Source organism: Methylococcus capsulatus, from assembly GCF_036864975.1.
GTDB lineage: Bacteria > Pseudomonadota > Gammaproteobacteria > Methylococcales > Methylococcaceae > Methylococcus.
In genome coordinates this window covers 1,213,521-1,238,624 of sequence record NZ_CP104311.1, presented here as the reverse complement: position 1 = coordinate 1,238,624, position 25,104 = coordinate 1,213,521, and the positions used below count along the sequence as shown (strand labels likewise).

Here is a 25,104-nt window from a genome sequence, read left to right as displayed (position 1 = left end):
GCGGGGGGAAGTCCGCCTAGCGGGCCACATGCGGAACCGCTGCGCCAGGGGGGGCTTCCCCCGCCTTGTCCTGAGCCTGGACGTCGCTGCGGGTCCATACCAGCAGAACCTCGCGGATGCGATCCAGCGGGGCGACCGGCTCCGCCGAGACCTTGGCGAGCGAACTGCCGGTGTTGGAAATGTCCACCACCGTCGCCACCGGATAGCCGGCCGGGAACACGCCGCCCATGCCGGAAGTCACCAGCCGGTCGCCCTCCTGGATATCGGCGCTGCCGCTCAGATACGGCAGGATCAGCCGGTCGATCCGGCCGGTGCCCACCGCAATCGTCCGCAGGCCGTTGCGCTCGACCTGGACCGGGATGGCATGATTCGGATCGGTGATCAGCATCACTTCGGCACTGACGGGCGAGACGCGCAGCACCTGCCCCACCACGCCGCGGGCGTCGAACACCGGCTGACCGACATGGACGCCGATGTTCGAACCTTTGTTGGCCAGCACCAGGTGCTCGTAGGGCACCAGGTTGATGGACAGCAGTTCGGCGATCAGGAAATGCTCGCCGATTTTGATCGACGCCCCCAACAGCGCCCGCAGACGGATGTTTTCCTGCTCCAATGCGGAGAATTTCGCCAGCCTGGCCTCCAGGCGGAAGCGATCCTCCTTGAGCCTTTGGTTTTCTTCCAGAATGCTGGTGTAGCCGGACACGTTTTCCCGGATCCACTCGGCGAAACGCACGGGCGCACTGACGAATTGCTGCAAAGGATAGACCGCGGCATCCAGCCCGCTGCGCAAAGCGCCGATCGCTCCGCGACGGTCAGCCGCGAGCAGGACCAGGGAAGCGATGGCGAAAACCAGCAGCCGGAAATTCTGGGCCGGCTTCTTGGTGAATGCGAGTTTGATGGCGCGCCCCTCTCGTCGCAACGCTGATGGGGAACGAAATTATTCGAGGAAGAAGGGGGTACCGCCTTTCTGGTCCAGCAGCTCCAGCACTTTACCGCCGCCACGGGCGACACAGGTCAGCGGATCCTCGGCCACCACCACCGGCAGGCCGGTCTCCTCGGCGATGAGCCGGTCGATGTCCTTCAACAAAGCGCCTCCCCCGGTGAGGACGATGCCCCGCTCAGCCACGTCGGCACCCAGTTCCGGCGGGGTCTGCTCGAGCGCCTGCTTGACTGCCTCCACCACACCCGCGAGCGGCTCCTGCAAGGCTTCGAGGATCTCGTTGCTGTTCAGGGTGAAGCTGCGCGGTATGCCTTCGGCCAGATTCCGGCCCATGACGGCGATTTCCTTGACCTCGCTGCCTGGATACGCCGAACCGATCTCGTGCTTGATGCGCTCGGCGGTGGCCTCGCCGATCAGGGTTCCGAAATTGCGCCGGACGTAATTCATGATCGCCTCGTCCAGGCGGTCGCCGCCGATGCGGACCGAAGCCGCATACACCACGCCGTTGAGCGAGATGATGGCGACTTCCGAGGTACCCCCACCGATGTCGATCACCATCGAGCCGCGGGCCTCGCTCACGGGCAGGCCCGCGCCAACTGCGGCAGCGATCGGTTCTTCGATCAGATAGACCTCGCGTGCCCCGGCACCCTCGGCGGAATCCTTGATCGCCTTGCGCTCCACCTGGGTCGAGCCGCAGGGCACGCAGATCAGGACCCTGGGACTCGGCCGCAGCAGCCGGTTCGGGTGGACCTTATGGATGAAATACTGGAGCATCTTTTCCGTCAGGGTAAAGTCGGCGATGACGCCGTCCTTCATCGGACGGATGGCGGTGATGTTGCCCGGCGTGCGTCCGAGCATGGACTTGGCCGCGGCTCCCACGGCGGCGATGGACTTGGCCCCGCGGTTCTTGTCTTCCCGAATGGCCACCACCGAGGGCTCGTTCAGGACGATGCCCTGACCTCTGATGTAAATCAGGGTATTGGCCGTGCCCAGATCAATCGACAGATCGTTTGAAAAATAACCGCGCAGACGCTTAAACATCGGGAACCGGCCTGGCAAAAAGTATACTCTAGCAACGGGGTGGGGGGGCCAGCAAGAGATGCGGTATGATATGAATAATATCGCCCATCAACAGGATACGCTCATGTCGCTCAGCGCCGCAGAAGTCAACAAAATCGCATGGCTGGCACGTCTCGCCATCGACGACGACAAGGTCGAAGCCTACGCCCGCGATCTGTCGCAGATTCTCGGCTTCGTCGAACAGTTGGGCAGCGTCGACACCAGCCGGGTCGCGCCGATGGCGCATCCCTTGGACGAGGCCCAGCGCCTGCGCCCCGACACCGTCACCGAGACCGACCAGCGCGCCCTGTTCCAGGCCCATGCGCCCCTGGTCGAGGCCGGACTCTATCTGGTACCCAAGGTCATCGAATAAACCCGTGCCGCCTTCCCCTTCAAACATTCGCACATTTCGGAGCGCCACCGCATGCATCGCAAGACCATCGCCGAACTGGCCGCCGGTCTCGAACGGAAAGAATTCAGCAGCGTCGAACTGACGCAAACCCATCTCGCTCGCATCGAGCGGCTCGACCCCATCCTCAACAGCTTCATCACGACCACCCCGGAAATCGCCCTGGCCCAGGCCCGCGCTGCCGACGAGCGCATCGCGAAAGGCGAGGCCGGCCCCTTGACGGGCATCCCCATCGCCCAGAAGGACATCTTCTGCACGAAGGGTGTGCGCACCAGCTGCGGCTCCCGGATGCTGGACAACTTCATTTCGCCCTATGACGCCTGCGTGGTCGAGCGCTTCAGCGCCGCCGGCGCGGTCATGCTCGGCAAACTGAACATGGACGAATTCGCCATGGGCTCGTCCAATGAGACCAGCTACTACGGTCCGGTGAAGAATCCATGGAACACCGGCACGGTACCCGGCGGCTCCTCCGGCGGCTCGGCCGCGGCGGTCGCTGCACGGCTGGCGGCGGGCGCGACCGGCACCGACACCGGCGGCTCCATCCGGCAGCCCGCGGCGTTCTGCGGCATCACCGGCCTCAAGCCGACCTACGGCCGGATCTCGCGCTGGGGCATGATCGCCTTCGCGTCCAGCCTGGATCAGGCCGGCCCAATGGCGCGCACCGCCGAGGATTGCGCCATCATGCTGCAGACCATGGCCGGTTTCGACGAGCGCGACTCGACCTGCGTCGACCGTCCGGTGCCGGACTACTGCGCCGCCCTTGCCAATAATCTGGACGGCCTGCGCATCGGCCTGCCCAAAGAGTTTTTCGGCGAAGGACTCGATCCTGCCATCGCCAGCCTGATCCAGGAGGCCGTGGACGAGTACAGAAAGCTCGGCGCCACCGTCAAGGAAGTCTCGCTGCCCAACATGCATCTCTCGGTCCCGGCCTATTATGTGGTCGCCCCGGCGGAATGCTCCTCCAACCTGGCCCGCTTCGATGGTGTGCGCTTTGGCCACCGCTGCGAAAACCCCGCCGATCTGGCCGACCTGTACACCCGTTCACGTGGCGAAGGCTTCGGCGCCGAGGTCAAACGCCGCATTTTGATCGGCACCTACGCACTGTCAGCCGGTTATTACGATGCCTATTACCTCAAGGCCCAGAAGGTCCGCCGCCTGATCAGCGAGGACTTCCGCCGGGCTTTCGAGGAGGTCGACGTCATCATGGGACCGACCGCACCTTCGGTGGCGTTCGAGTTCGGCGCCAAGAGCGCGGACCCCATCGCCATGTACCTGTCGGACATCTACACCATCGCGGTGAACCTGGCCGGTCTGCCCGGCATGTCGATCCCGGTCGGCTTTGCCGACGGCCTGCCCGTCGGCATGCAGATCATCGGCGGCTATTTCAGCGAAGACCGCCTGCTGAACGTGGCCCACCGCTACCAGCAGGCCACCGACTGGCACACCCACGTCCCGACCGGCATCGCCGATTAACCCAAAGCTTCCAAGGTGTAACCGAACATGGAATGGGAAACTGTCATCGGGCTGGAAATCCACGCCCAGCTCGCCACCCGCTCGAAGATTTTCTCCGGCGCCCCCACCGCCTACGGCGCCGAGCCCAACACCCAGGCTTGCGCCGTCGATCTCGGCCTGCCCGGCGTGCTGCCGGTGCTCAATCGTGAAGCCGTGCGCATGGCGGTCAAATTCGGCCTGGCCATCGGCGCCGAGATCGCGCCGGTGTCGGTGTTCGCCCGCAAAAATTACTTCTACCCCGACCTGCCCAAGGGCTACCAGATCAGCCAGTACGATCTGCCGGTGGTCGCGCGCGGCAAGCTCAACATCAACGTCGACGGGAAAGAGCTGACCATAGGCATCACCCGCGCCCATCTGGAGGAAGATGCCGGCAAGTCGCTGCACGAGGACTTCCACGGCTATACGGGCATCGACCTCAACCGCGCCGGCACCCCGCTTCTGGAAATCGTGTCCGAGCCGGATCTGCGTTCCGCCAAGGAGGCAGTAGCCTACATGAAGAAGCTGCACGCCCTGGTGCGCTATCTGGAGATCTGCGACGGGAACATGCAGGAAGGCTCGTTCCGTTGCGATGCCAATGTGTCCGTCCGGCCCAAGGGCCAGGAAAAGTTCGGCACCCGCGCCGAAATCAAGAACCTCAACTCCTTCCGCTTCGTGGAAAAAGCGATCAACCACGAGATCGCTCGCCAGATCGAGATCCTGGAAGGTGGCGGCGAGGTGATCCAGGAAACCCGGCTGTACGACTCGGTCAGGGACGAAACCCGTTCCATGCGCAGCAAGGAAGAGGCCAACGATTACCGGTATTTTCCCGACCCGGACCTCTTGCCGCTGGAAATCAGCAGCGGCTTCATCGAGGAGGTCAAAGCCACCCTGCCCGAATTGCCGGACGCCAAGCGCGAGCGCTTCAAGGCACAGTACGGCTTGAGCGATTACGACGCGGAAGTGCTGACCGCCAGCCGGGAACTGGCCGACTTTTATGAAACCGTGGTCGGTGAAGCCGCCAGCGACCCCAAGCTGTGCGCCAACTGGCTGATGGTGGAACTGTCCGGCCTCCTCAACAAAGATGGGCTGGAGATCACCGAGTCGAAGATCGACGCCGCGGGGCTGGCCGGACTGATCCGCCGCATCGCCGACGCCACGATTTCCGGCAAGATCGCCAAGCAAGTGCTGGAAGCCATGTGGAACGAAGGTGGCAGCGCCGACGACATCATCGAGAAACAGGGACTCAAGCAGATCACCGACACCGGAGCGATCGAGGCGATCATCGACCAGATCATCGCAGCCAACCCCGATCAGCTCGCCCAGTACCGCGCCGGCAAGGACAAGCTGTTCGGCTTTTTCGTCGGCCAGGCCATGAAAGCCACCCAGGGCAAGGCCAATCCGGCCCAGCTCAACGAACTGCTCAAGAAGAAGCTGCAATAACACAAAAAAACAACCGGGGGGAAGCTTCGGACTCCCCCGCAAGACCCGAGGCGATGCCGCCAGACCTTCCGCCCAGCCAGCGGGGTGGCTACCCTAGGCGAATCATCCACTCTCTGCCGCGAAGGATGAGACACCGAGGACCTCCGCCATGAAACGCAAGCCCCCCGCGACCCGGCAATCCTATCCACAGGCGCACTGGCATCTGCTCGAACCGTGGCAGATCACTGCCTGGCTCAAGGTCGACCCGCAGACGGGGCTGTCGCAACGGGAGGCCGAGCAGCGGCTCGCCGAACTGGGGCCGAACCTCATCATCGAGCAACGGCCCCGCGGCCCGCTGGCCATGCTGCTGAGCCAGTTCGCCGATTTCATGATCGTGGTCCTGATCCTGGCCGGCATCGTTTCCGGCCTGGTCGGCGGGATCGCCGATACCGTAACCATCGTAGTGATCGTCGTCCTCAACGCAGCCATCGGCTTCATCCAGGAATACCGTGCCGAACGCGCTATTTCGGCCTTGCAGAGCATGGCCGCGCCCACCGCGCGGGTCGTGCGGGACGGGCAGCATCACGAGGTGCCGGCCCATGAGCTCGTTCCCGGCGACCTGGTGCTGCTGGAAGCCGGCAACATCGTACCGGCCGACATCCGCTTGCTGGAGACCGCCCAATTCCGGGTGGAAGAAGCCACCCTCACCGGCGAGTCCCAGCCGGTCGGCAAGTCCACCGAAGCGATCCGCAATCCGGACGCAGCGCTCGGCGAGCGCCGAAACATGGCCTACAAGGGCACGATCGTCACCTACGGGCGGGGCCTGGGCAGCGTGATCGCCACCGGCATGGAAACCGAACTCGGCCGGATCGCCCGGCTCCTGCACGAAGAAAAGGAAAGCCGCACGCCACTGCAGAATCGACTGGCCCAGCTCGGCAAGCGACTGGCGCTGCTGGTGCTGGCGATCTGCGCCATCATCTTCGTGGTCGGACTGCTGCGGGGCGAACAGCCGATACTGATGTTCCTCACCGCCGTCAGCCTCGCGGTCGCCGCCATTCCGGAAGCCCTCCCGGCCGTCGCGACCGTCTCCCTGGCGCTGGGCGCGCGGAAAATGATCCGGCAACACGTGCTGATCCGGCGCCTCCCGGCGGTCGAAACGCTGGGCTCGGTCACCTATATCTGCTCGGACAAGACCGGCACCCTCACCCAGAATCGGATGCGGGCCGAGGCTTTCTATGCCGACGGCCGGACGACCACCGCGCTGCCGGAGCCGATACTGCGGGCCATGGCCCTGAACAACGACGTCCGGCTCGACAAAGAAGGGCGTCTCCTGGGGGACCCCACTGAAACCGCACTGTACGAAGCGGCCGCCGCGGCAGGCTATCCCGGCACGCAGATTGCCGCCTCGTCCCCGCGCACCGCGGAGATTCCCTTCGATTCGGAGCGCAAGCTGATGACGACGCTCCATCGCGAAGGCGAAGGACTGATCGCCTATACCAAGGGCGCGCCGGAAAAGCTGTTGCCGCGCTGTCGGACGGCATGGAGCGCCCAAGGTCCCCGCCCCATCCAGATCGGGGAGTTACAGGAGATTGCCGAAGGCATGGCTGCGGACGGGCTGCGGGTGCTGGCTCTGGCTTACCGAGAATGGCCGGAGCCGCCGGCGGATCTGCACCCTGAAACCGTCGAAACCGGGCTGTGCTTCCTCGGTCTGGTCGGGCTCATGGACCCGCCTCGGCCCGAAGCCGCGGAAGCGGTGGCCTTGTGCAAAACGGCGGGGATCAAGCCGGTCATGATCACCGGCGACCATCCGGCGACCGCACGTGCCATCGCCCGCCGGCTGGGCATCGCCGACGAGGACGATGCAGTCCTGACCGGTGAGGAACTGGCCCGGCTGAGCCTGGCAGAATTCGAGAAACAGGTGGAGGAAATCCGCGTCTACGCCCGAGTCGCCCCGGAGCAGAAGATCAAGATCGTCCGGGCGCTGCAGGACAAAGGCGAATTCGTGGCGATGACCGGTGACGGCGTCAACGACGCCCCCGCCTTGAAATGCGCCAACATCGGCGTAGCCATGGGTAAGATCGGCACCGACGTGGCGCGGGAGGCCGCGCACATGATCCTCCTGGACGACAACTTCGCCTCCATCGTCGCCGCCGTCCGGGAGGGACGTCGGATCTTCGACAACATACGCAAGTTCATCAAATATACGATGACAAGCAATTCGGCGGAGATATGGACTCTATTCCTCGCACCATTCCTGATGCTGCCGATCCCACTGTTACCGATCCACATCCTTTGGATCAATCTGGTCACCGATGGCCTGCCGGGCCTGGCGCTGACGGCCGAGCCCCCGGAACGCGGCATCATGGAGCGCCCTCCGCGCCCACCGCAGGAAAGTATCTTCGCGCATGGCATGTGGCAACACATTCTCTGGATCGGACTGCTGATGGGAGGCATCTCCCTGCTGTCGCAGTCCTGGGCCTACCATACCGGTTCGGAACACTGGCAAAGCATGGTATTCACCGTCCTGACGCTGTCGCAGATGGGGCATGTCCTTGCCATCCGGTCGGAGCGGGAATCGTTCTTCGCCCAGGCTTTCTTCTCGAACAAGCCACTCCTCGGCGCCGTGCTGCTCACGTTCCTGCTGCAGATGGCGGTGCTCTATGTCCCGCTGCTGCAGCCCATCTTCAGGACACAGGCATTGGAACCCCACGAGCTGGCGGTCTGTCTGCTCCTCTCCACCGTGGTGTTTTGGGCGGTGGAACTGGAGAAATGGATGCGTCGGCGCGGATGGATCTACCGGGAAGATCGCCAAACCAACCCCTGACAGATCATTCCGGTGCCAACAGGAGTTCGACTTCGCCCGGCGCCGACGACGATCCGATACGGAAGCCCCGCATTTCCAGCACTCCCTTCGTGCTCAGGGAAACGATGAGATGCAGCGCATCGGGGTAAGCGGCGAATTCCAGGTCGACCGGGGAAGGAACGGCTGCGGCCGTGGGATGCGAATGGAAAATCGCGAACAGCTCCTCCCCTCGCTCCCGCATGGCGCGCAGCGCGTCGATCTGCCCCTTCGGATCGAGCAGAAAGCGGCATTCCGGGCGTTCGGCGACGTTGGGTACGGGATAACAGCGCATCCTCCGTCCTGCGGCGGCACCGATCAGCCCGCACACCTCGCGCTCCGGCGAAGCCTGGGCCAAATGCAGGATTTGGTTGACCAGATACCTGGGGATCACACACTGTTCCTTGATCACTGAGATTGTCTCCCGTAGCGGATGTTCAAAACGTCTTGCCCGACGGCGCCGTCCGGATATGCGCTTCGATGACGCCGAAGCCGCCGGGGCGGTCGCAGGCAGTCTGCAGCACCTGGATGCGCCGGACCGCCCCCTTGTACGCCAAGTTGCGTCCGCCCGCCCTCGCCGACACGGCAACATCGTAAATCCCGGCTCCCAGCCCGAGGAAAGGCAGTTCCACCCGAAAACGCCCCCGCCCCCTGGTCAGGCATGGCCGGCCGCCCGCCGCCAGCGTGCTGGCCACGAGCAGACCTGCCGTGTTCCAGAATTCGAGCCGCAGCTCCACGAACTCGAAATTCCGCTCGGCCCGGTATTCCAGCTCGAACGCCAGCGGCTGGCCGGGAACAGCCTGAAGGGACTCGGGGGCCGGCCCGGGAAAGTCCAGCCCGGCCGAAGCGTCGGGGGGCCTGGCCGGCAGGACACCGCAAGACTTCAGATCGCGATTGAAATAGCCCACTGCCTCATAGTATTTCCCCAATACGGCTTCCGGCCGTCCCTCGGCCATGGCCTGGCCGTCGAACAGCAGCAGGCAGCGGTCCGCCACCTGGCGCAGATTCATCTCGGAATGAGAGACGAACACCAGAGCGCTGCCCTCGCGCTTGAGGGTCTCGAGCCGCTCCAGACATCGCAACTGGAATGCGACGTCGCTCACCGCCAGCACTTCGTCGATGAGCAGGACATCAATCGGCATACAGGTGGCGATGGCGAATTCCAGACGGGCGTACATGCCGTCGGAATATTGCTTGACCGGGCGCTCCAGCGCCGCCTCCAGTTCAGCGAAGGCGACGATTTCGTCCAGTCTGGCGTCGGTGTCGCGCTTGGACAGCCCCAGTTCCGCGCACTTGAGATAGACGTTTTCGCGCCCGCTGTACATCGGCTGGAGCCCGTGCCCCAAGCGGATCAGCGATTTCACCGCCCCCCGCAGCTCGACCCGGCCGGCGTCCGGACGGTATTCGCGGCCAAGCATCCGCAGCAGCGTGCTTTTGCCTGCGCCGTTGGGTCCGATCAGGCCTAAGCATTCGCCCGCCGCGACGGTGAGGGATACGTCCCGCACTGCCCAGAATTCGCCGGCGCGCAACACCGGCGCCGGCCGTCGCCCGACCAGACGCCGCCCCAGATCCTGGGCGGAATGCCACAACGAATGACCCAGGGAGCGGGAAAACTTCTTGCCGATCCGGTCGGCCAGGATAGGGGGGGAACTCACGGTCGGAACGGAGAATGTCGGTTAGAATGCGCGGCTTTCGCCGTTTTGCAACTTAAACCAGGCCCGGCCACAGGTAAAGCCTTGACATCCCCCTCATCGATCCTGCTCTACTGCCGCCGCGGCTTCGAAAAGGAGTGCGCAAGCGAAATCCAGGCCCACACCCTGGCGGCAGGAGTTTCCGGCTACATCCGAGCAAAGGAGAACTCGGCCCATGTGGTCTTCGTGGCGCACGAGCCCAATGTCCTGGCGACCCAGGCCGCCAGCCTGCACTTCGATGCGCTGATATTCGCCCGCCAGCGGATTTTCGCCATCGGCCCCTTGTCCGACCTCCCGGTCGACGACCGGATCACCCCGCTCATCGGTGCGGCAGCCAGCCTGCAGCGACATTATTCGACGCTCTGGCTGGAAACCGCGGATACCAATGAGGCCAAGGAACTGGCCGTTTTCACCCGCAAATTCGAGCATCCGTTCGCAGCTGCCGCGGCCGACTTACTGAGCGGCGGGCCGCAGGCCCCGCGCCTGCACGTCTTCTTTCTGACTTCGACCGCCGCGTACCTCGGCTACACCTTGCCGGGCGATTCAGCTCCGTGGCCCTGCGGCATCCCCCGCCTCAAGTTCCCCCGTTCCGCCCCCAGTCGCTCCACCCTCAAACTCGAAGAAGCCTTCCTGGTGTTCGTCGACCGGCCCGAAACCATGCTCAGGCCAGGCATGAGCGCCGTCGATCTGGGCGCCGCCCCCGGTGGCTGGACCTGGCAACTGGTGCGGCGCCACATCCGTACCACTGCGGTCGATAACGGCAACCTGGCCCCGGTGCTGCTGGACTCCGGTTTGGTGACCCATTTGCGCACCGACGGTTTCCGCTTCCGGCCTTCCAGGCCGGTCGACTGGCTGGTCTGCGACATGGTGGAACAGCCCTCGCGGATCGCTCGGCTGGTGGCCGACTGGGCGGCCGACGGCGCCTTCCGCTATGCCGTGTTCAATCTAAAATTGCCGATGAACAAGCGCTACGAAGAAGTCGAACGCTGCCGCGACCTGATCGAGGAACGGCTAGCCGGGAAAGGGGTGTTCCACCGCCTGAGATTCCGCCAGCTCTACCACGACCGGGAAGAAGTGACGGGATTTCTCAATCTGGTGTCGTAGATCAAACGTTACCGACGGGAAGGGGCTTAAAACTCATGCGTTCACTACCCCTGAGGTCGCCGATGCGCAGAACCGCCGCTTTCACCCTGATCGAACTCATGATTGGGATCGCCCTCGCCGCCGTCCTGCTCACCGTGGGCATACCCGGTTTCCGCGATCTGATCCTGGATAACCGCATGGCAGCCCAGATCAATTCGCTGGTGGCCGACTTGAGCTATGCCCGCAGTGAAGCCGTGAAGCGCAACAGCACGGTCACAGTATGCAAGCGGAACACCGGCGGCACCGCCTGCGACGACTCGAAGAATTGGACGGACGGCTGGATCGTGGTGGCCGATGCAACCGTACTGAGAATCCATGACCCGGTTTCTTCGTCGCTGACCATGACCATCAAGTACACCGGCAGCAACCGGGTGGTTTACGGCGGCAACGGGTTCCTGAGCGGTGTGGACAACGGCACCTTCATCTTCTGCGACAGTCGCGGTTACACCAAGGCGCGAGGCCTGGTGCTGGCGATGACGGGACGCTTGCGGACCACCCGCGACGACGACGGCAACCAGATTCAGGAAAAGGGTAGCAATGGCGTCAATCTTTCCGAAAGCGACTGCCAATGAAGCGGTCTCACCCTAACGGCTTCACCCTGATCGAAGTGCTCATCAGCGTGTTCGTCTTCGCGGTGGCGCTGTTGGGACTCGCCGCCCTGCAGATCACTGCCCGCAAAACCGCGTTCGAATCCGCCCAGCGCAGCCTGGCAGCAGCCATCGCGCAGGACGTGCTGGAGCGGATGCGGCTGAATACCCAAGCCCTGGCCCATTACGCTGCGACCCTCGATGCGAACACCACGTTCAGCGACTCGCTCGACTGCACGACTCCGGCTAACCTCGCGGCCTGCGACCGCCGCGACTTCCAGCGCAGTCTGCTGGGCGCCACCGAAACCACCGGAACCGGCGCGAACACCTCCAAGGTGGGTGGGTTGGCCAACCCCACGCTGTGTGTGACCAGCAGCAATGCGGGCGGCTCCGGCCAGTACACCGTGACCATCGTCTGGCGCGGGCGTGAGCCGTTCTTGCCCGAAGCCGGCTCGGAAAACGCCTCCGACACCTGTGGCAACGGCCAATACGGGGCCCACAACGAATACCGCCGGATCTTCCGGCTCAGCACCTATATCTGCCGGGAAGGCATCAGCGGAGGATGCGTCTGAAATGAAGATTCCGACCCGTGACGACCCGCCGGGGTTTTCCACGGTGGAACTGCTGATATCGATGGCGCTGGGCCTTTTGGTGGTCGGCGCCATCGGCAGTCTGTTCGTGCAGCACAAGACCAATTATCGCCAGAACGAACAATTCGCGCTGATGCAGGAAAACGGGCGCTTCGCCCTCAACCTGCTGACCAGCGACCTGGCGCTGGCGGGATTCTGGGGTGGCGCCGATTGCAACGACCTGAGCCGCTGCCCTTCCGCCTCGGCCATCAGCGTCCAGAATGACTGCGGAACCAACTGGACGACCACGACGACGTCCTCGTCTCCGGCCACGCACTACCTCATGGCTCCGTCGGCGGACTCGATACCGGCCGATTGGCCTTGCTTCAACTCCAACGACTATCTCAAGCCTGGAACCAATCTGCTCGCCCTTAGGCATGCCGAAGGTAAGCCCGTCCATTGTCAGACCGAAGAGGACAAAAGAAACGACCGTTTCGCTGGATTGATCTATCTGCGAACCGGCGGCTCCAGCGGCAGCCTCATTCAGTCTCCGGTTCCGCCCGACTGTCCGGTCAGTTTCAGCTCCGCGGCCTATTGGCGGTATATCGTCCATATCTACTACATCGACACGAAACTCCGCCCTGCTATCTGCGCTAGTAAGCCAAACGATGGCCGCTGCATTCCCCGCTTGATGCGAAAAACCTTGACCCGTGAAACCAAAGACGGCAAAACAACGCCAAAAATCGAGGACGAACCGGGCGAACTCGTCGAAGGCATCGAATACTTCCACATCGAATTCGGCATCGACGACCCCGACCTCGACGTAACCAACGACTGCGACAATATGGACGGCGTTCCGGATTTCTACCTTTTGTCCAGGGAAGACTACGGTGCCATCACTCCCGCCCACCTCGACGAGCTCGACTGCGCCGTCAGCGCCAGGGTTCACGTGTTGGTGCGTAGCATGGAATCGGATTCAAACTACACTGATGACAAGACTTATACATTCGGCGCAGTGACCCTGGGGCCGTTCGGTGACCACTTCCGCCGAAAAGTGTTCACGACCACGGTGCAGTTGCGGAACCAGCAATATCACTGAATCCTTCGTGGCAAGGGAGAGACCCGGTGACCCGGCAAAGAAGCCCACAGAACGGCGCGGCCCTGGTCGTCGGCCTGCTGTTCACCATCGTGCTGACAATACTGGGCATCGCGGCGATCCATTCCAGCAGCACCAGCGTCCGCATGGCACGCAACGCCGAGGCTCGCATCAACGGCCTGCAGCAGGCTCAGGCGGCTTCCGACTACGTCGCGGCGGAAGCGATCGATCTCAACCTGGACCGGATGGGCAACAATGTACGTTGCACCGTAAGCTATCCCTACGGCACCTGCAACGGCCTGTCGCTGCCGGCTCTTCCGTCACCGCTGACCACACCGCCGGTACACGTCCGGGTCCGCGGCAGCGTCGCGTTCGGCTCTTCCAAGAGCGAGGAGGGCAACAAGGTCTTCGAGCGCGTCATCGACAGCGACTACGATGGCACGACCGCCGGATCGTCCACCGATGCCACCCGCGCCGGTGTGGTATCCGCCGTGCGCAGCACCATCGTCTCCAGCGGCTCGGTGCGCTACGACAGCGAAACTCCCGACCCGACGCCGACACCCGCTCCCGGCCCTTAGCCCTACCCGTCAAATCCCGAGAAGAACAATGAAAATCCGACCCGCCCTCGTCTTGCTCTTGATCGCCGCCCCCTTCTGCGTCAGCCGGGCGGACGATACCGACATCTATTTCGCTGGCGGCGGCACGCTGGGCGGGAAACCGCTGGTGATGTTCAGCCTGGACTACCGCTCGAACCTGGGCGCACCGGTATGCCAGGGAAGCGGTGAGGAAGATGATGATGAACACCATGACGAAAGCGGTGCCCAAAGCGGCGATGACCTGGGAGGCGTCGATGAACATGAAGACGACGATCACGAACACGGCGACGACTGCCGCTCGCTGAGGACGACGGTGTCCCCCAGTTCGGGAACGACCTATCTCCCCTCGAGCGGCGACGTCACTCATTTCGACCTGATCCGCGCCGCATTGCGCAAGACCATGGACGATCTCGGCACTGAACTCGCCGACGTCAAAGTGGGGCTCATGATCAACCACAACGACTCCACCACCGGCCAGTGCGGCGCCGGCCCCAGCGGCCAGTGCAGCAACGGCGCCTACGTGCTGAGAGGCTTCAGCACCGACAAGGCGCGCTTCCACGACGCCCTGGCCCGGATTCCCGTACCCCAGGGCAACCTGGCCCACGACTTCCAGGGGAAGGAGCTCTATTTCGAGCTGTTCCGCTACCTGACCGGCCAGGCTATCTTCAACGGCCACAAGGGCTGGCAGGACTACGGCGACAGCAACCGGAACGACAACCTCGACGTCGACAACCCCGGAACGAGTTTCGACGACCGGCTGCTCAAATGGGACAGCAGCATCGAAAACGGCACCAATTACGTGAGCCCACTGGTGGATAACTGCTCCAAAGTGTTCATGATCAACTTCATGTTCCAGGTCTCCAACAAGGACAACGACTCCGACAACTCGATCAGGCAGAGCAAAGGTTCGGGCGGCATGAACGGCCTCAATCCCGGCACCAGCAACAGCGCCTTTGCCAACGTCATCCGCTGGATGCGCGACGCCGACCTGGCGGACGGCACCTATGGCAGCGCCGGCAACCTGGAAGACGTGCAGAACGTCACCTCGTATTTCTTCGTCGCTCCTACGCACATCAACACCACGACCAACAGTTACGCGACCGCCGGCGGAACCAACCATGCGCTGCCGCTGAGCACCGATCCCACTGTGCTGATCGCCTCCCTCAAAGAGGTCTTCAAGGAAGTGCTGAGCGTGAGCACCACCTTTGTCTCGGCCGCCTCGCCGGTCAACGTGTTCAACCGCACGGAGTCGCTGAATCACGCTTTTTTCTCCATCTTCCAGCCGGAACAGGCGCCCCGCTGGAACGGCAATCTGAAACGGCTCAAGCTGGCATCCGATCCCACCACGCATCGACTCCAGGTCCTGGATGCCTCCAGTCCGCCGATCGAAGCGATCTCTCCCATCGACGGCAGGATCAAGCATGAAGCGCTCACCTACTGGACCAGCGCATCCGGCTTCGACGTGCAGACCTATGCCGATACCACCAAGGGCGAGGTGGTGGGGAAGGACGGTCGCAGCGTGGGCCGCGGCGGCGGCGGCCAAAGAATCCCTGGATTCCTGACGAATTCGCCCGGCGACAGCAACTCCACCAGCGGCGCCCGGAAGCTCTATACCGAACCCGACAGTCTGATCAACGGCACGGCGACGGCCCTGCGCGCACTGAACGCCGATTCGACCACTGCGGCCGCGCTATGGAACACGCTCCGTCTGAACGGGGCGAAAAGCGGCGAGGTGTGGAGCAATGCCGCGAGCTACAGCGCCGCCAGCAGCGACGATCAGGCCACGGCCGTGAAACTGCTCAAATTCGCGCGGGGACAGGATGCCAACGACGAGGACGGCGACGGCAACTACACCGAGGCCCACCCCTGGGCATCGCCCGCCAACCAGGCCAAGCGTAAATGGCTGATGGCCGATCCACTGCATTCGGCTGCCGTGCCGCTCAACTACGGCGCACGCAGCGGCTATTCGCGGGACGTTCAGGACGTCCGGATCCTGGTCTCCGGCAACGACGGCTTCCTGCACATGTTCCGCAATTCGGCTTCGGGAGGCACCACCACTGAAACGCCCAGCGGCGTCGAGGATTGGGCCTTCATCCCCCGCCGGCTGCTCGGCAATCTAAAACCGCTCTCGGACAACGGTGCGGCGACCTCCCATGTTTACGGGCTCGACGGCACCGCGGCGGTCTATGTCAACGACATGGACCGCGACGGCACCGTGAACGGCGCCGACCAGGTCATCGCCTTCATCGGCATGCGCCGCGGCGGCAAGGGCTATTACGCGCTCGACATCACCGATCCCGACACCCCCAGGATGCTCTGGACGATCGAGAAAAACGACGCCAGCGGAAACTTCAACGAACTCGGCTACACCTTCTCCGATCCCACCATCGCCCAGCTCGACTGGGGCGAAGGCCGCAAACCCGTGCTCATCTTCGGCGGTGGCTACAGCACCCACAAGGACGAAGCCAGCGCCGCGAACGCCCGGAACGCGGCGATCGGCACCGACGACACCGAGGGCAACGCGATCTACATCGTCAATGCCAAAACCGGCGCGCTGGTCTGGAAAGCAGTCAAAGGATCGGGGGGCACATCGGCGACAACGTTCCAGCATGCCGGACTGGCCGACAGCATTCCCTCCAAGGTCACGGCGATCGATACCGACGACAACGGTATGGTGGACCGCTTGTATGTCGGAGACACCGGCGGGGTGCTCTGGCGCGCCGACCTGGCCTATGTGAAACCGGACGGCACCACGTCCTACAACGAGCCCGCCCACTGGACCCTCACCCCCGTGCTCTCGGTTGGGCGCCATGCCGGACAGCCGGACCGGCGCTTCTTCCACCGCCCGGACTTCGTGCCTTCCCCTGCCGGCTCAAGCCGCTTCGATGCCGTGCTGATCGGCTCCGGCGACCGCGAGCACCCACTCGATACCAACGTCCAGAACCAGTTTTATATGTTCAAGGATACCTACCTCACCAGCGGCTCGCCGCCGACGGGACCGGTCAAGACCCTGGCAGATCTCGATAATCTGACGAGCTCGACCACCGTCCATGGCGACAAATCCGGCTGGTACATCGACATCGGCAGTTCAGCCAGTGGCGAAAAAGTGCTCTCCAGCTCCCTCACCTACAATGGCTCGGTCTATTTCAGCACCTATGCGCCTCAGGGCGGTAGCGTTTCTGGACAGTGCGGACCCAACGAAGGCGAGTCGCTGACGTATGTCATACGTCTTGCCGACGCGGCCGGCGTTTTCAACTTCAACGTGGCGACCACGGCCAACGAGCGCTTCACCGCCACCGGCCGGGGCTTGCCCAGCGACCCCGTCACTGTCGCCGTCAGCGGTAAACTCTACATCACCGCCGGCAACCTGCCGGCGAATCCAGACCTGTCTAGGCCGGTCGGCAATTCCGGCATCAACCGGCTCTATTGGTACGAAAAGGAGTGAACGGACATGACTGAATGGAGCGAAAACCGGAGCGCTTTCCTCCGGCCGGCAGGCGGCGGGGGATTCTCACTGATGGAACTGATGATCACGGTGGCCATCATCGGCATCCTCGCCGCCATCGCCTACCCGTCGTACCAGGAACACCTCGTCCGGACCCGCCGCGCCGACGGCAAAGCCGCCCTGCTGCGGGCCGCCGCACGCGAGGAACAGTATTTTTTGGACAACAAGACCTATACGAGCGACGTCACCAGACTCGGTTTCGCATCCAACGGGAAATCCGACGAAGGCCATTACGTCATTTCCGTGACTGCCGCAGACGCCAATGGCTTCACGCTGCAAGCGACGCCGCAGAGTCCGCACACTGACGCACGCTGCGGCAATCTCACTCTGAACTCCGTGGGTGTGAAAGGAAAGTCCGGCTCGGGTTCCGTTGCCGATTGCTGGAACTGGTAGAAACGGGAAGGACGGTCGGCGGCAGAAGTCCCGCAAGCCACGCCTTCCCAAAGGTGATCGAGCCAGGAGGGGACATATGCAATCCATCGTCGCGACTGCGGGGACAAGCGCTTCCAACGACCCGAAACGACGCCCTAGGCCCACGACGACCCGGGCTTACGTGGGTTTTGTCGCACGGAAAATGCAGTAGCGTACCATACCTTCGTTGAACACCTTCCATTGCGCCAGTGCCACCTTGTAGTTGGCGGTCTGGGCCTTTTTACGCAGACCTAGCCAATGCATGACCCATTGCATCGGGGCAGTCCAGCGCGCGGTGAGATACATGCGACGGGACGAGGGCAGGGTTTCCCGGGTCGCATCGGTGATGAGGACCCCACAGAAACCGCATTCCTCCATGCCGGCCTGGAACTCCTCGACGGTGGAGAGGTTGGGCACTGCCCAGCCGTTCAGGCAGTCCATCACCGCCCGCCATTCGGCTTCGTCGAATTCGCGCCGGGTGGCATAGCCGTCACAAGCGATCAGGGTGCCGCCCGGTTTGAGCACCCGGTAAGCCTCGCGGAAGAAATCGCGTTTGTCGGTGGCATAACAACTGCTTTCGACGGCCCAGACCACATCGAAGGAAGCGTCCGGGAACGGGGTCTGGCAGAAATCCGCCACCTGGAATTCGGTCTTGTCTGAGACACCATGCCGCCGCGCATTGCGCCTGGCGTGCTCGACCTGTTGCTCACTGACGGTGATACCGGTGGCGCGGGCGCCGATGTGCTTGGCCAGCCAGATGGAGCTGCCGCCGATGCCGCAGCCTGCGTCCAGTACGTGGTCGCCTGCCTTGATCTCGGCAATCGCAGCCATGATGCGGTTCTTGTTGATCAGGGCCTGACTGTGGGTCTTGATCCCCTCTTCCCAGTAACCATAGTGCAGCGCCAGGTTTTCATTGTCGAACCAGGCGGTGCGGTAGTCCCAGTAGCAGTCGTCGTAGTGCTTGGCGGTATCGATACGGATTTCGGCTTCGGAAAATTCGGCGCCCTTGCGCAGGGAGTCGTTGCGGTAGTCTTTGTTGGGTTCGAGGTAATACATGAGTCATTCCAGAGCTGCTCGCCTTGCGCCCGATACAGCAAAAGTGTGAAGTGTACCCCGGAATTCCCGACCAAGGCATGCCAGCATAGAGTTCCGGGTGCAGCAGCCGTTAAAATGAGGGGTCGTTCTTCCCAAACTTCAAACCCGCCGCATCGAGCGGCCAAATCTATCCCGACATGAAAACTCCCCGAATCGGCTTCGTCAGCCTTGGCTGTCCCAAGGCCCTGGTGGACAGCGAGCGCATCCTCACCCAATTGCGCGCCGAAGGCTATGGCATCGTGCCGACGTATCAGGACGCCGACCTGGTGGTGGTGAACACCTGCGGCTTCATCGACGCCGCGGTCGAGGAATCGCTGGAGGCGATCGGCGAGGCGCTGGCGGAAAACGGCAAGGTGATCGTCACCGGCTGTCTCGGTGAACGGCCAGAGGAAATCCAGGCACGCCACCCCGCGGTCTTGCAGGTGACCGGCGCCCATGCCTATGAAGAAGTCATGAACGTGGTGCACGAACACCTTCCGCCGCTGCACGATCCCTTCATGGACCTGGTACCGCCACAAGGCGTCCGGCTGACGCCGCGCCATTACGCCTATCTCAAGATCTCGGAAGGCTGCAATCACCGCTGCAGCTTCTGCATCATCCCCGCGCTGCGTGGAGATCTGGTGAGCCGGCCCATCGGCGAGGTCATGACCGAAGCCGAGCGGCTGGTCGCCGCCGGCGTGAAGGAAATCCTGGTGGTATCACAGGACACCAGCGCCTACGGAGCGGACCTGGGCTACCGCACCGGTTTCTGGGGCGGACGGCCGCTGCGCACACGCTTCCAGGAACTGGTACGGGCGCTGGGCGATTTGGGTGTCTGGGTCCGGCTGCACTACGTTTATCCATATCCGCACGTGGACGAAGTAATCCCACTGATGGCGGAAGGACGACTCCTGCCCTACCTGGACATCCCGTTTCAGCACGCCAGTGCGCGGGTCCTTAAAGCGATGAAACGGCCGGCGGCGGCGGAAAACACCCTCGCCGCCATCCGCCGTTGGCGTGAGGTCTGCCCGGAACTCACCTTGCGCAGCACCTTCATCGTCGGCTTCCCGGGCGAGACTGAAGACGAGTTCCGCGAACTGCTCGATTTCCTGGAGGAAGCCCAGCTCGACCGGGTTGGCTGCTTCGAATACTCGCCGGTGAAAGGCGCTGCGGCCAACGCCCTGCCCGATCCGGTGCCGGACGAGGTGAAAGCCGAGCGCCATGCCCGTTTCATGGAGGTACAGGAACGCATCAGTGCGGCGCGGCTACGGGCGAGAATCGGACGGACCGAGACGGTGCTGGTGGACGAAGTGGTGGACGAGGGCGCGGTCGCCCGCACCCGGTCCGATGCCCCGGACATCGACGGGCAGGTGTTCATCGATGGCGCCACCCGCATTGAGGTCGGCGAATTCGTGAACGCGACCTTCGAGGACGCGGACGAGCACGATCTGTGGGCCCGCCTGGCCGACTGAGAACCTCGCGCGGCCCCGCTCACTGCGGGGCCGCCAGCCTTGCCAAATCAGTGGTGATGACCGCCGGGGCCATGGACATGGCCGTGTTCGAGCTCTTCGGGCGTGGCGTCGCGGATGCCGGCGACTTCGACGTCGAAATGCAGGGTCATGCCGGCCATGGGATGGTTGCCGTCCAGCACCACCTCGTCTTCCAGCACTTCCAGCACGGTCACGATCTGCATGCCTTCGTTGGATTCGGCATGGAACTGCATGCCAGGCAGGATTTCGTCGACGCCCTCGAAGGCGTGCCGCGGCACCGCCTGAACCAGGTTGTCGTCGTGCAGGCCATAAGCCTCTTCCGGGGGAATGGTGACTTTGAAACTGTCGCCGACGACCCGGCCGGTCAGCGCCTCTTCGAGGCCGGAAATGATGTTGCCCAAACCGTGGATGTAAGCCAGCGGTTCGTCCGCGCTGGAACTATCGAGGACGTCTCCCTCGTCGTTGGTTAGGGTATAGTGGATGAGAACAACCTTGTGGGGGGAGATTTGCATGGGAACACCTGCTGAGATTGGAGTCGCCATAATAGTCTTTTTCCTCGGATCCAGACAGGTTTTCGTTGTCGCGGCCGATGGCGGCCGGTTCCCCCCGTCCTTCGCCACCGACCGTCTGCTGGTCCTTTTCGAGTAAACGTCCGCTCCTTCCCGATGCCACCTTCCCGCGTGACGCCGCCCTGCTCCCTGCGCGCGGCCGTCCTGCTCTGTTGTGTCTTTTCCGCGGCGGCGCGTGCAGGCGACGAGGCCGGGACTGCTTTCGACATGCCGGTGCAGCAAACCGGGGTCGTGCTCGAACCCGCACGGCAGCGACTCGCCGGCATCGAAACGTGCATCCTGGAGGCCGTCGAGTACCAGCCCGAAACAAGGTCACTGGGCCGGATCGTGGACATCCAGCCGCTGCTCGAGCTGCGCTCGCGCTACCGCGCTGCCCAGGCCGAGGCCAAGATCACCGATGCCGCGCTGCGGCTCGCCCGCAAGAACCGTGACCGGCTCGCCAGCCTGCACAGCGAAGCCATCGTCGCCACCCGCGAACTGATCCATGCGGAATCCCAACTCGCCGCCGACGAAGCGCGGGCCGTGACGGCGCGCCAGCATGTCCGGGAATTGCAGGAGGAAGGTCTACAGGCTTGGGGCGCCGAGCTGTTCAAGGCCGCCGTGGCCGGGGACTCCCGTTTGTTCGACGACCTGCTGCAACGGCGCCGGGTTTTGATCCTGGTCACCTTGCACTACGACCAGGCCCTGCCTGCGGGCGCCTCCCGCATCATGGTGGCGCGTGAGGGTGACCGGCAGGCGGCGCAGCCCGCCGAACTGGTCTCGGCGGCCCCGCGGACCGACGACATCGTGCAGGGGGAAACCTGGTTCTTCCACACCGATGCCCGCAAGCTGCGCACTGGCATGCGCATCGAGGCATGGATACCGACATCCGGCGAAAAGCTGAGCGGTGTCGTCATCCCCCGCTCGGCGCAGATCTGGCACGAGGGCCGGACCTGGGTGTACCTGCAGACCGGGGAAGACCGTTTCGTCCGGCGGCCGGTCGACGCTCATCGCGACTACGGCGACGCCTGGTTCGTCGAGTCGGGGATCGCGCCGGGCGAGTCGCTGGTGACGCGGGGAGCGCAGTTGCTGCTGTCGGAGGAACAGCGCCACGTGATCCCGGAAGAGGAAGACTGATGTTGGGACCGCTGGTTCGTTTCGCCGTGCACCGCAGCGGCGTCGTGATCGCGCTCGCCGTGCTGCTGGCAGCCTACGGCCTGTACCGTGCGGCGACAGCGAAATTGGACGTTTTTCCCGAATTCTCCGCCAAGCGGGTGGTGGTGCAGACCGAAGCTCCGGGCTTCACCACCCGCCAGGTCGAGATCCTCCTGACCCTGCCGATCGAGCGCAAGCTGGCCGGGATCGTCGGGTTGGAAACCCTGCGCTCGGAGTCGATCCAGGGTCTGTCGGTGGTGACGGCGGTGTTCGGTGAGGAAACCGATATCTACCGCGACCGGCAATTGGTGAGCGAGCGCCTGGCACTGTTGGCCGGGCAGCTTCCGGAAGGTGCCGGCACGCCGGTCCTGCTGCCGCTGTCCTCCTCCTCGGCGACGGTGCAGACGCTTGGTCTCACCTCCGAAGCCCTCCGCCCGATGGAACTGCGGACCGTGGCGGACTGGGTGGTGGCGCCACGCCTCCTCGCCGTGCCAGGGGTGGCCGACGTCAATGTCTTCGGCGGCGAAATACAGCAGTTGCAGGTGCAAGTCGACCCCGCCCGGCTCAAGCGCTTCGGCCTCGACCTCAATGCCGTGAGCCTGGCGGTGCGTCAGTCATTCCGGACCCAGGGCGCCGGCTTCGTGGAAAACGAGAATCAGCGGCTGGCCTTGCAGGTCACAGGACTGCCGCTGAGCCCGGAAAGCCTGGGCAACGTCATCCTTCATCGTTCGCCTGGTGCGGTACTCAAGCTGCGGGACGTTGGGACGGTCGCTTTCGGCCCCCGGCCGCCGATCGGTGCAGCCGCGGTCAATGGCGCCGCCGGGATCGTCATGATGGTGATCGGGCAGCATGGCGCCAACACCTTGGAGGTATCGCGCGAAGTGGAACGCGGGCTGGCAGAACTCACCCCGGTGCTCGCCAGCCAAGGCGTGACACTGCATCCCCGGCTGTTCCGCCCCGCCGACTACATCGAGCGGGCACTGGACAACCTCACCGGTCATCTGCTGGCGGGCGGCCTGCTGGTGATGGCGGTGCTCTACGCCTTCCTGTACAACGTCCGTACCGCCGTGATCTCCGCAGTCGCGATCCCGCTTTCGCTGCTGGGTGCCTTCGTGGTGCTCGAGGCCTTCGGCGTCAGCCTGAATATCATGGTGCTGGGGGGACTGGCGATCGCCCTGGGCGAAGTCGTCGACGACGCCATCATCGACACCGAGAATATCTTTCGCCGGCTCCGGGACAACTGCGCCGCCGCATCGCCCCGGCCGGCGCTCGCGGTTGTTTATGAAGCCTCCATGGAAGTCCGCGGCTCAGTGGTCTATGCCAGCTTCATCGTGGCCCTGGTGTTCGTGCCGCTGCTGGGGCTGGGCGGTGTCGCCGGCCGTCTGTTCGCACCGCTCGGCTATGCCTACATCGTCGCCATCCTGCTCTCGCTGGCGACGGCGCTGACGGTTACGCCGGCGCTTTGCGTCGCCCTGCTGGCGCGTTCGCAAGAGCTGACGGAAACGCCACCGCTGATCCGCTGGCTGCAGCCCCGTTACGGACGCTGGCTGCGGCGGACCGCGAAACGGCCAGGCCAGCTCGCAGCCGGCAGCCTCGCGGTCTGTGTCCTGGCCGTGATGCTGGCACCCGGCATGGGCGGCGACTTCCTGCCGCGCCTGCGCGAGGGGCACTATATCGTGCACACGGCCAGCCTCCCCGGCACCTCGCTCCAGGAATCGCTGCGCGTCGGCGGCCTGATCGTCCGCACCCTCCTGCAGATCCCCGGTGTCGCATCGGTCTCACAGTGGGCAGGGCGGGCCGAGCGCGGCGCCGATACCTATGGCAGCCATTACAGCGAATACGAGGTACGCCTCCACCCGCTGTCCGGCAGCGAACAACAGGCCGTGCTGGACCGGCTGCGCGACAGGTTGGGCGCCTTCCCCGGGATACGGGCCGAGGTGAACACCTTCCTCACCGAGCGGGTCAACGAAACCATCTCAGGCTACACCTCGCCGGTCGCCGTCAATCTGTACGGCGAAGACCTGGATCTGCTGGACCGGAAAGCACGCGAGCTCGCCGCCGAAATCGGCAAGATGATAGGAGCCGCGGACGTGCAGTTGCGCTCGCCGCCCGGCTCGCCACTGGCGGAAATCCGGCTGCGACCCGACCAGCTCCAACTCTGGGGCCTACGACCGGCCGACGTCATGGATGCCGTCGATACTGCTTTCGCCGGCCGGACCGTTGGCCACTTTCCGCTCGGCCAGCGCATCGTCGAAACGTCCGTCATCCTCCGGCCGGATTTCCGGCAATCGCTCGGCAGCCTGCGCGAACTGCCGCTCAAAAGCCAGGACGGTACGCTCGTGACCCTCGGCGAGGTGGCCGAAGTCTCCGAAACCGGGGAGCGCTACAACATCCTGCACCGCGGCGGCCGCCGCATCCAGACTGTAACCGCCGGCGTCGAGGGACGCGACCTGGCCTCGTTCCTGGAGGAATTGCGGACCCGGTTGGCTACGGTACTGGGGCATTCGGCCGGCGTGTATGCGGAAATAACCGGCGCCGCGATCGAACAGGGCGTCGCCCGGCGCGAACTGATCGCCCGCGCCTGCCTGGCCGGTGGCGGCGTACTGGTGCTCGCCTATCTCGCCATAGGCCGCTTACGCCATACCGCCATTGCCCTGGCCAACCTGCCGTTCTCATTGGCCGGCGGAGTGCTGGCGGCAGGGATTTCCGGCGCCAGCCTTTCGGTGGGCGCGCTGGTCGGTTTCGTGACTCTGTTCGGCATCACCGTCCGCAACACCATCATGCTGCTTTCGCATTACCGTCATCTGGTCGAGAGGGAAGGGCAAATATGGAATCTCGATACCGCTGTGCGGGGCGCCCAGGAGCGACTGCCTTCGATTCTGATGACGGCGCTGGTGACCGCGCTGGCGATGCTGCCCATCGCCCTCGGCAGCGACAACCCGGGACGGGAAATCATGGGGCCGATGGCGGCCATCATCATCGGCGGCCTCTTCTCTTCCACCTGCCTCAATCTCGCGTTGCTGCCGGCAATGCTGCTGCGCTGGGGAGGCTCTTTCGAAAACCGGTAGAATGTCGCCCGTGA

Annotated in this window: 19 protein-coding genes and 1 pseudogene; 14 read left to right on the top strand and 6 right to left on the bottom strand. The window is 63.9% G+C overall.

Annotation, left to right across the window (positions count from 1 at the left end):
- Positions 1 to 16: 16 nt before the first annotated feature.
- Both mreC and N4J17_RS06050 read right to left on the bottom strand, forming a co-directional pair.
- Positions 17 to 919: a rod shape-determining protein MreC gene (gene mreC, locus N4J17_RS06055; RefSeq protein ID WP_198322078.1), complete on the bottom strand. Its 903-nt coding sequence runs from the start codon at positions 917 to 919 to the stop codon at positions 17 to 19.
- An 18-nt stretch (positions 920 to 937) separates the two neighbouring features.
- Positions 938 to 1,981 carry a rod shape-determining protein gene (locus N4J17_RS06050; protein WP_198322079.1) on the bottom strand — a complete coding sequence of 348 codons (1,044 nt, stop codon included), beginning with the start codon at positions 1,979 to 1,981 and terminating at the stop codon, positions 938 to 940.
- A gap of 103 nt (positions 1,982 to 2,084) precedes the next feature.
- On the opposite strand from N4J17_RS06050, the gene gatC reads away from it, so the two are divergent.
- The 4 genes from gatC (at position 2,085) to N4J17_RS06030 (ending at position 8,142) form a co-directional block, all read left to right on the top strand.
- Complete coding sequence (gene gatC / locus N4J17_RS06045; protein ID WP_198322219.1) at positions 2,085 to 2,372, top strand: Asp-tRNA(Asn)/Glu-tRNA(Gln) amidotransferase subunit GatC; 288 nt, start codon at positions 2,085 to 2,087, stop codon at positions 2,370 to 2,372.
- 51 nt (positions 2,373 to 2,423) lie between these two features.
- A complete protein-coding gene (gene gatA, locus N4J17_RS06040) occupies positions 2,424 to 3,881 on the top strand; it encodes an Asp-tRNA(Asn)/Glu-tRNA(Gln) amidotransferase subunit GatA (RefSeq protein ID WP_198322080.1) in 1,458 nt (485 codons plus the stop codon).
- Between the two features lie 27 nt (positions 3,882 to 3,908).
- The gene (gene gatB, locus N4J17_RS06035) at positions 3,909 to 5,339 is read left to right on the top strand and encodes an Asp-tRNA(Asn)/Glu-tRNA(Gln) amidotransferase subunit GatB (RefSeq protein WP_198322081.1); all 1,431 of its coding nucleotides are present in this window, start codon (positions 3,909 to 3,911) and stop codon (positions 5,337 to 5,339) included.
- Positions 5,340 to 5,487: 148 nt separating this feature from the next.
- Entirely contained in the window at positions 5,488 to 8,142 is a 2,655-nt protein-coding gene (locus N4J17_RS06030) for a cation-translocating P-type ATPase (protein ID WP_198322082.1), read from the top strand.
- Positions 8,143 to 8,146: 4 nt separating this feature from the next.
- On the opposite strand, the gene N4J17_RS06025 is transcribed toward N4J17_RS06030, so the two are convergent.
- Together N4J17_RS06025 and N4J17_RS06020 are read right to left on the bottom strand one after the other, a co-directional pair.
- The gene (locus tag N4J17_RS06025; protein ID WP_198322083.1) at positions 8,147 to 8,569 is read right to left on the bottom strand and encodes a M67 family metallopeptidase; all 423 of its coding nucleotides are present in this window, start codon (positions 8,567 to 8,569) and stop codon (positions 8,147 to 8,149) included.
- Positions 8,570 to 8,594: 25 nt separating this feature from the next.
- Positions 8,595 to 9,650 (bottom strand): annotated as a pseudogene (locus N4J17_RS06020) (polysaccharide ABC transporter ATP-binding protein); the annotation flags it as partial.
- 243 nt (positions 9,651 to 9,893) lie between these two features.
- Between N4J17_RS06020 and rlmM the strand changes: the two are divergent.
- The 7 genes from rlmM (at position 9,894) to N4J17_RS05985 (ending at position 17,737) form a co-directional block, all read left to right on the top strand.
- Positions 9,894 to 10,952: a 23S rRNA (cytidine(2498)-2'-O)-methyltransferase RlmM gene (gene rlmM, locus N4J17_RS06015; protein WP_198322085.1), complete on the top strand. Its 1,059-nt coding sequence runs from the start codon at positions 9,894 to 9,896 to the stop codon at positions 10,950 to 10,952.
- Between the two features lie 62 nt (positions 10,953 to 11,014).
- Entirely contained in the window at positions 11,015 to 11,563 is a 549-nt protein-coding gene (locus tag N4J17_RS06010; protein ID WP_198322086.1) for a GspH/FimT family pseudopilin, read from the top strand.
- Positions 11,560 to 12,150 carry a type IV pilus modification protein PilV gene (gene pilV / locus N4J17_RS06005; RefSeq protein WP_198322087.1) on the top strand — a complete coding sequence of 197 codons (591 nt, stop codon included), beginning with the start codon at positions 11,560 to 11,562 and terminating at the stop codon, positions 12,148 to 12,150. The genes N4J17_RS06010 and pilV overlap by 4 nt, the downstream gene beginning before the upstream one ends.
- A 1-nt stretch (position 12,151) precedes the next feature.
- Positions 12,152 to 13,246, top strand: coding sequence for a PilW family protein (locus N4J17_RS06000; protein WP_198322088.1), 1,095 nt, complete (start codon positions 12,152 to 12,154; stop codon positions 13,244 to 13,246).
- Between the two features lie 26 nt (positions 13,247 to 13,272).
- Complete coding sequence (locus N4J17_RS05995) at positions 13,273 to 13,821, top strand: pilus assembly PilX family protein (protein WP_198322089.1); 549 nt, start codon at positions 13,273 to 13,275, stop codon at positions 13,819 to 13,821.
- Positions 13,822 to 13,849: 28 nt separating this feature from the next.
- Positions 13,850 to 17,284, top strand: coding sequence for a pilus assembly protein (locus tag N4J17_RS05990; RefSeq protein ID WP_198322090.1), 3,435 nt, complete (start codon positions 13,850 to 13,852; stop codon positions 17,282 to 17,284).
- A 6-nt stretch (positions 17,285 to 17,290) separates the two neighbouring features.
- A complete protein-coding gene (locus N4J17_RS05985) occupies positions 17,291 to 17,737 on the top strand; it encodes a type IV pilin protein (protein ID WP_198322091.1) in 447 nt (148 codons plus the stop codon).
- Positions 17,738 to 17,893: 156 nt separating this feature from the next.
- Here the strand turns inward: N4J17_RS05985 and N4J17_RS05980 are convergent, their stop codons facing one another.
- Positions 17,894 to 18,811, bottom strand: a complete 918-nt coding sequence (locus N4J17_RS05980; RefSeq protein ID WP_198322092.1) for an SAM-dependent methyltransferase — start codon at positions 18,809 to 18,811, stop codon at positions 17,894 to 17,896.
- Between the two features lie 176 nt (positions 18,812 to 18,987).
- Between N4J17_RS05980 and rimO the strand changes: the two genes are divergently transcribed.
- On the top strand, positions 18,988 to 20,301 hold the full coding sequence (gene rimO / locus N4J17_RS05975) for a 30S ribosomal protein S12 methylthiotransferase RimO (protein ID WP_198322093.1): 1,314 nt from the start codon (positions 18,988 to 18,990) through the stop codon (positions 20,299 to 20,301).
- Between the two features lie 47 nt (positions 20,302 to 20,348).
- On the opposite strand, the gene N4J17_RS05970 is transcribed toward rimO, so the two are convergent.
- Positions 20,349 to 20,831 carry an FKBP-type peptidyl-prolyl cis-trans isomerase gene (locus N4J17_RS05970; RefSeq protein ID WP_198322094.1) on the bottom strand — a complete coding sequence of 161 codons (483 nt, stop codon included), beginning with the start codon at positions 20,829 to 20,831 and terminating at the stop codon, positions 20,349 to 20,351.
- A gap of 168 nt (positions 20,832 to 20,999) precedes the next feature.
- Between N4J17_RS05970 and N4J17_RS05965 the strand changes: the two genes are divergently transcribed.
- Positions 21,000 to 22,004 (top strand): efflux RND transporter periplasmic adaptor subunit, encoded by a 1,005-nt coding sequence (locus N4J17_RS05965; protein ID WP_277458390.1) that lies wholly within the window; start codon positions 21,000 to 21,002, stop codon positions 22,002 to 22,004.
- The gene (locus N4J17_RS05960) at positions 22,004 to 25,090 is read left to right on the top strand and encodes an efflux RND transporter permease subunit (RefSeq protein WP_198322095.1); all 3,087 of its coding nucleotides are present in this window, start codon (positions 22,004 to 22,006) and stop codon (positions 25,088 to 25,090) included. Before N4J17_RS05965 ends, N4J17_RS05960 begins: the two co-directional genes overlap by 1 nt.
- The last annotated feature ends 14 nt before the right edge of the window (positions 25,091 to 25,104 follow it).

Bases quoted from the DNA above. Each gene is read 5' to 3' on its own strand.
- N4J17_RS06050 (WP_198322079.1), bottom strand. From the start codon at position 1,981: ATGTTTAAGCGTCTGCGCGGTTATTTTTCAAACGATCTGTCGATTGAT.
- gatC (WP_198322219.1), top strand. From the start codon at position 2,085: ATGTCGCTCAGCGCCGCAGAAGTCAACAAAATCGCATGGCTGGCACGT.
- gatA (WP_198322080.1), top strand. From the start codon at position 2,424: ATGCATCGCAAGACCATCGCCGAACTGGCCGCCGGTCTCGAACGGAAA.
- gatB (WP_198322081.1), top strand. From the start codon at position 3,909: ATGGAATGGGAAACTGTCATCGGGCTGGAAATCCACGCCCAGCTCGCC.
- N4J17_RS06030 (WP_198322082.1), top strand. From the start codon at position 5,488: ATGAAACGCAAGCCCCCCGCGACCCGGCAATCCTATCCACAGGCGCAC.
- N4J17_RS06010 (WP_198322086.1), top strand. From the start codon at position 11,015: ATGCGCAGAACCGCCGCTTTCACCCTGATCGAACTCATGATTGGGATC.
- pilV (WP_198322087.1), top strand. From the start codon at position 11,560: ATGAAGCGGTCTCACCCTAACGGCTTCACCCTGATCGAAGTGCTCATC.
- N4J17_RS06000 (WP_198322088.1), top strand. From the start codon at position 12,152: ATGAAGATTCCGACCCGTGACGACCCGCCGGGGTTTTCCACGGTGGAA.
- N4J17_RS05990 (WP_198322090.1), top strand. From the start codon at position 13,850: ATGAAAATCCGACCCGCCCTCGTCTTGCTCTTGATCGCCGCCCCCTTC.
- N4J17_RS05985 (WP_198322091.1), top strand. From the start codon at position 17,291: ATGACTGAATGGAGCGAAAACCGGAGCGCTTTCCTCCGGCCGGCAGGC.
- N4J17_RS05980 (WP_198322092.1), bottom strand. From the start codon at position 18,811: ATGTATTACCTCGAACCCAACAAAGACTACCGCAACGACTCCCTGCGC.
- rimO (WP_198322093.1), top strand. From the start codon at position 18,988: ATGAAAACTCCCCGAATCGGCTTCGTCAGCCTTGGCTGTCCCAAGGCC.
- N4J17_RS05970 (WP_198322094.1), bottom strand. From the start codon at position 20,831: ATGCAAATCTCCCCCCACAAGGTTGTTCTCATCCACTATACCCTAACC.
- N4J17_RS05960 (WP_198322095.1), top strand. From the start codon at position 22,004: ATGTTGGGACCGCTGGTTCGTTTCGCCGTGCACCGCAGCGGCGTCGTG.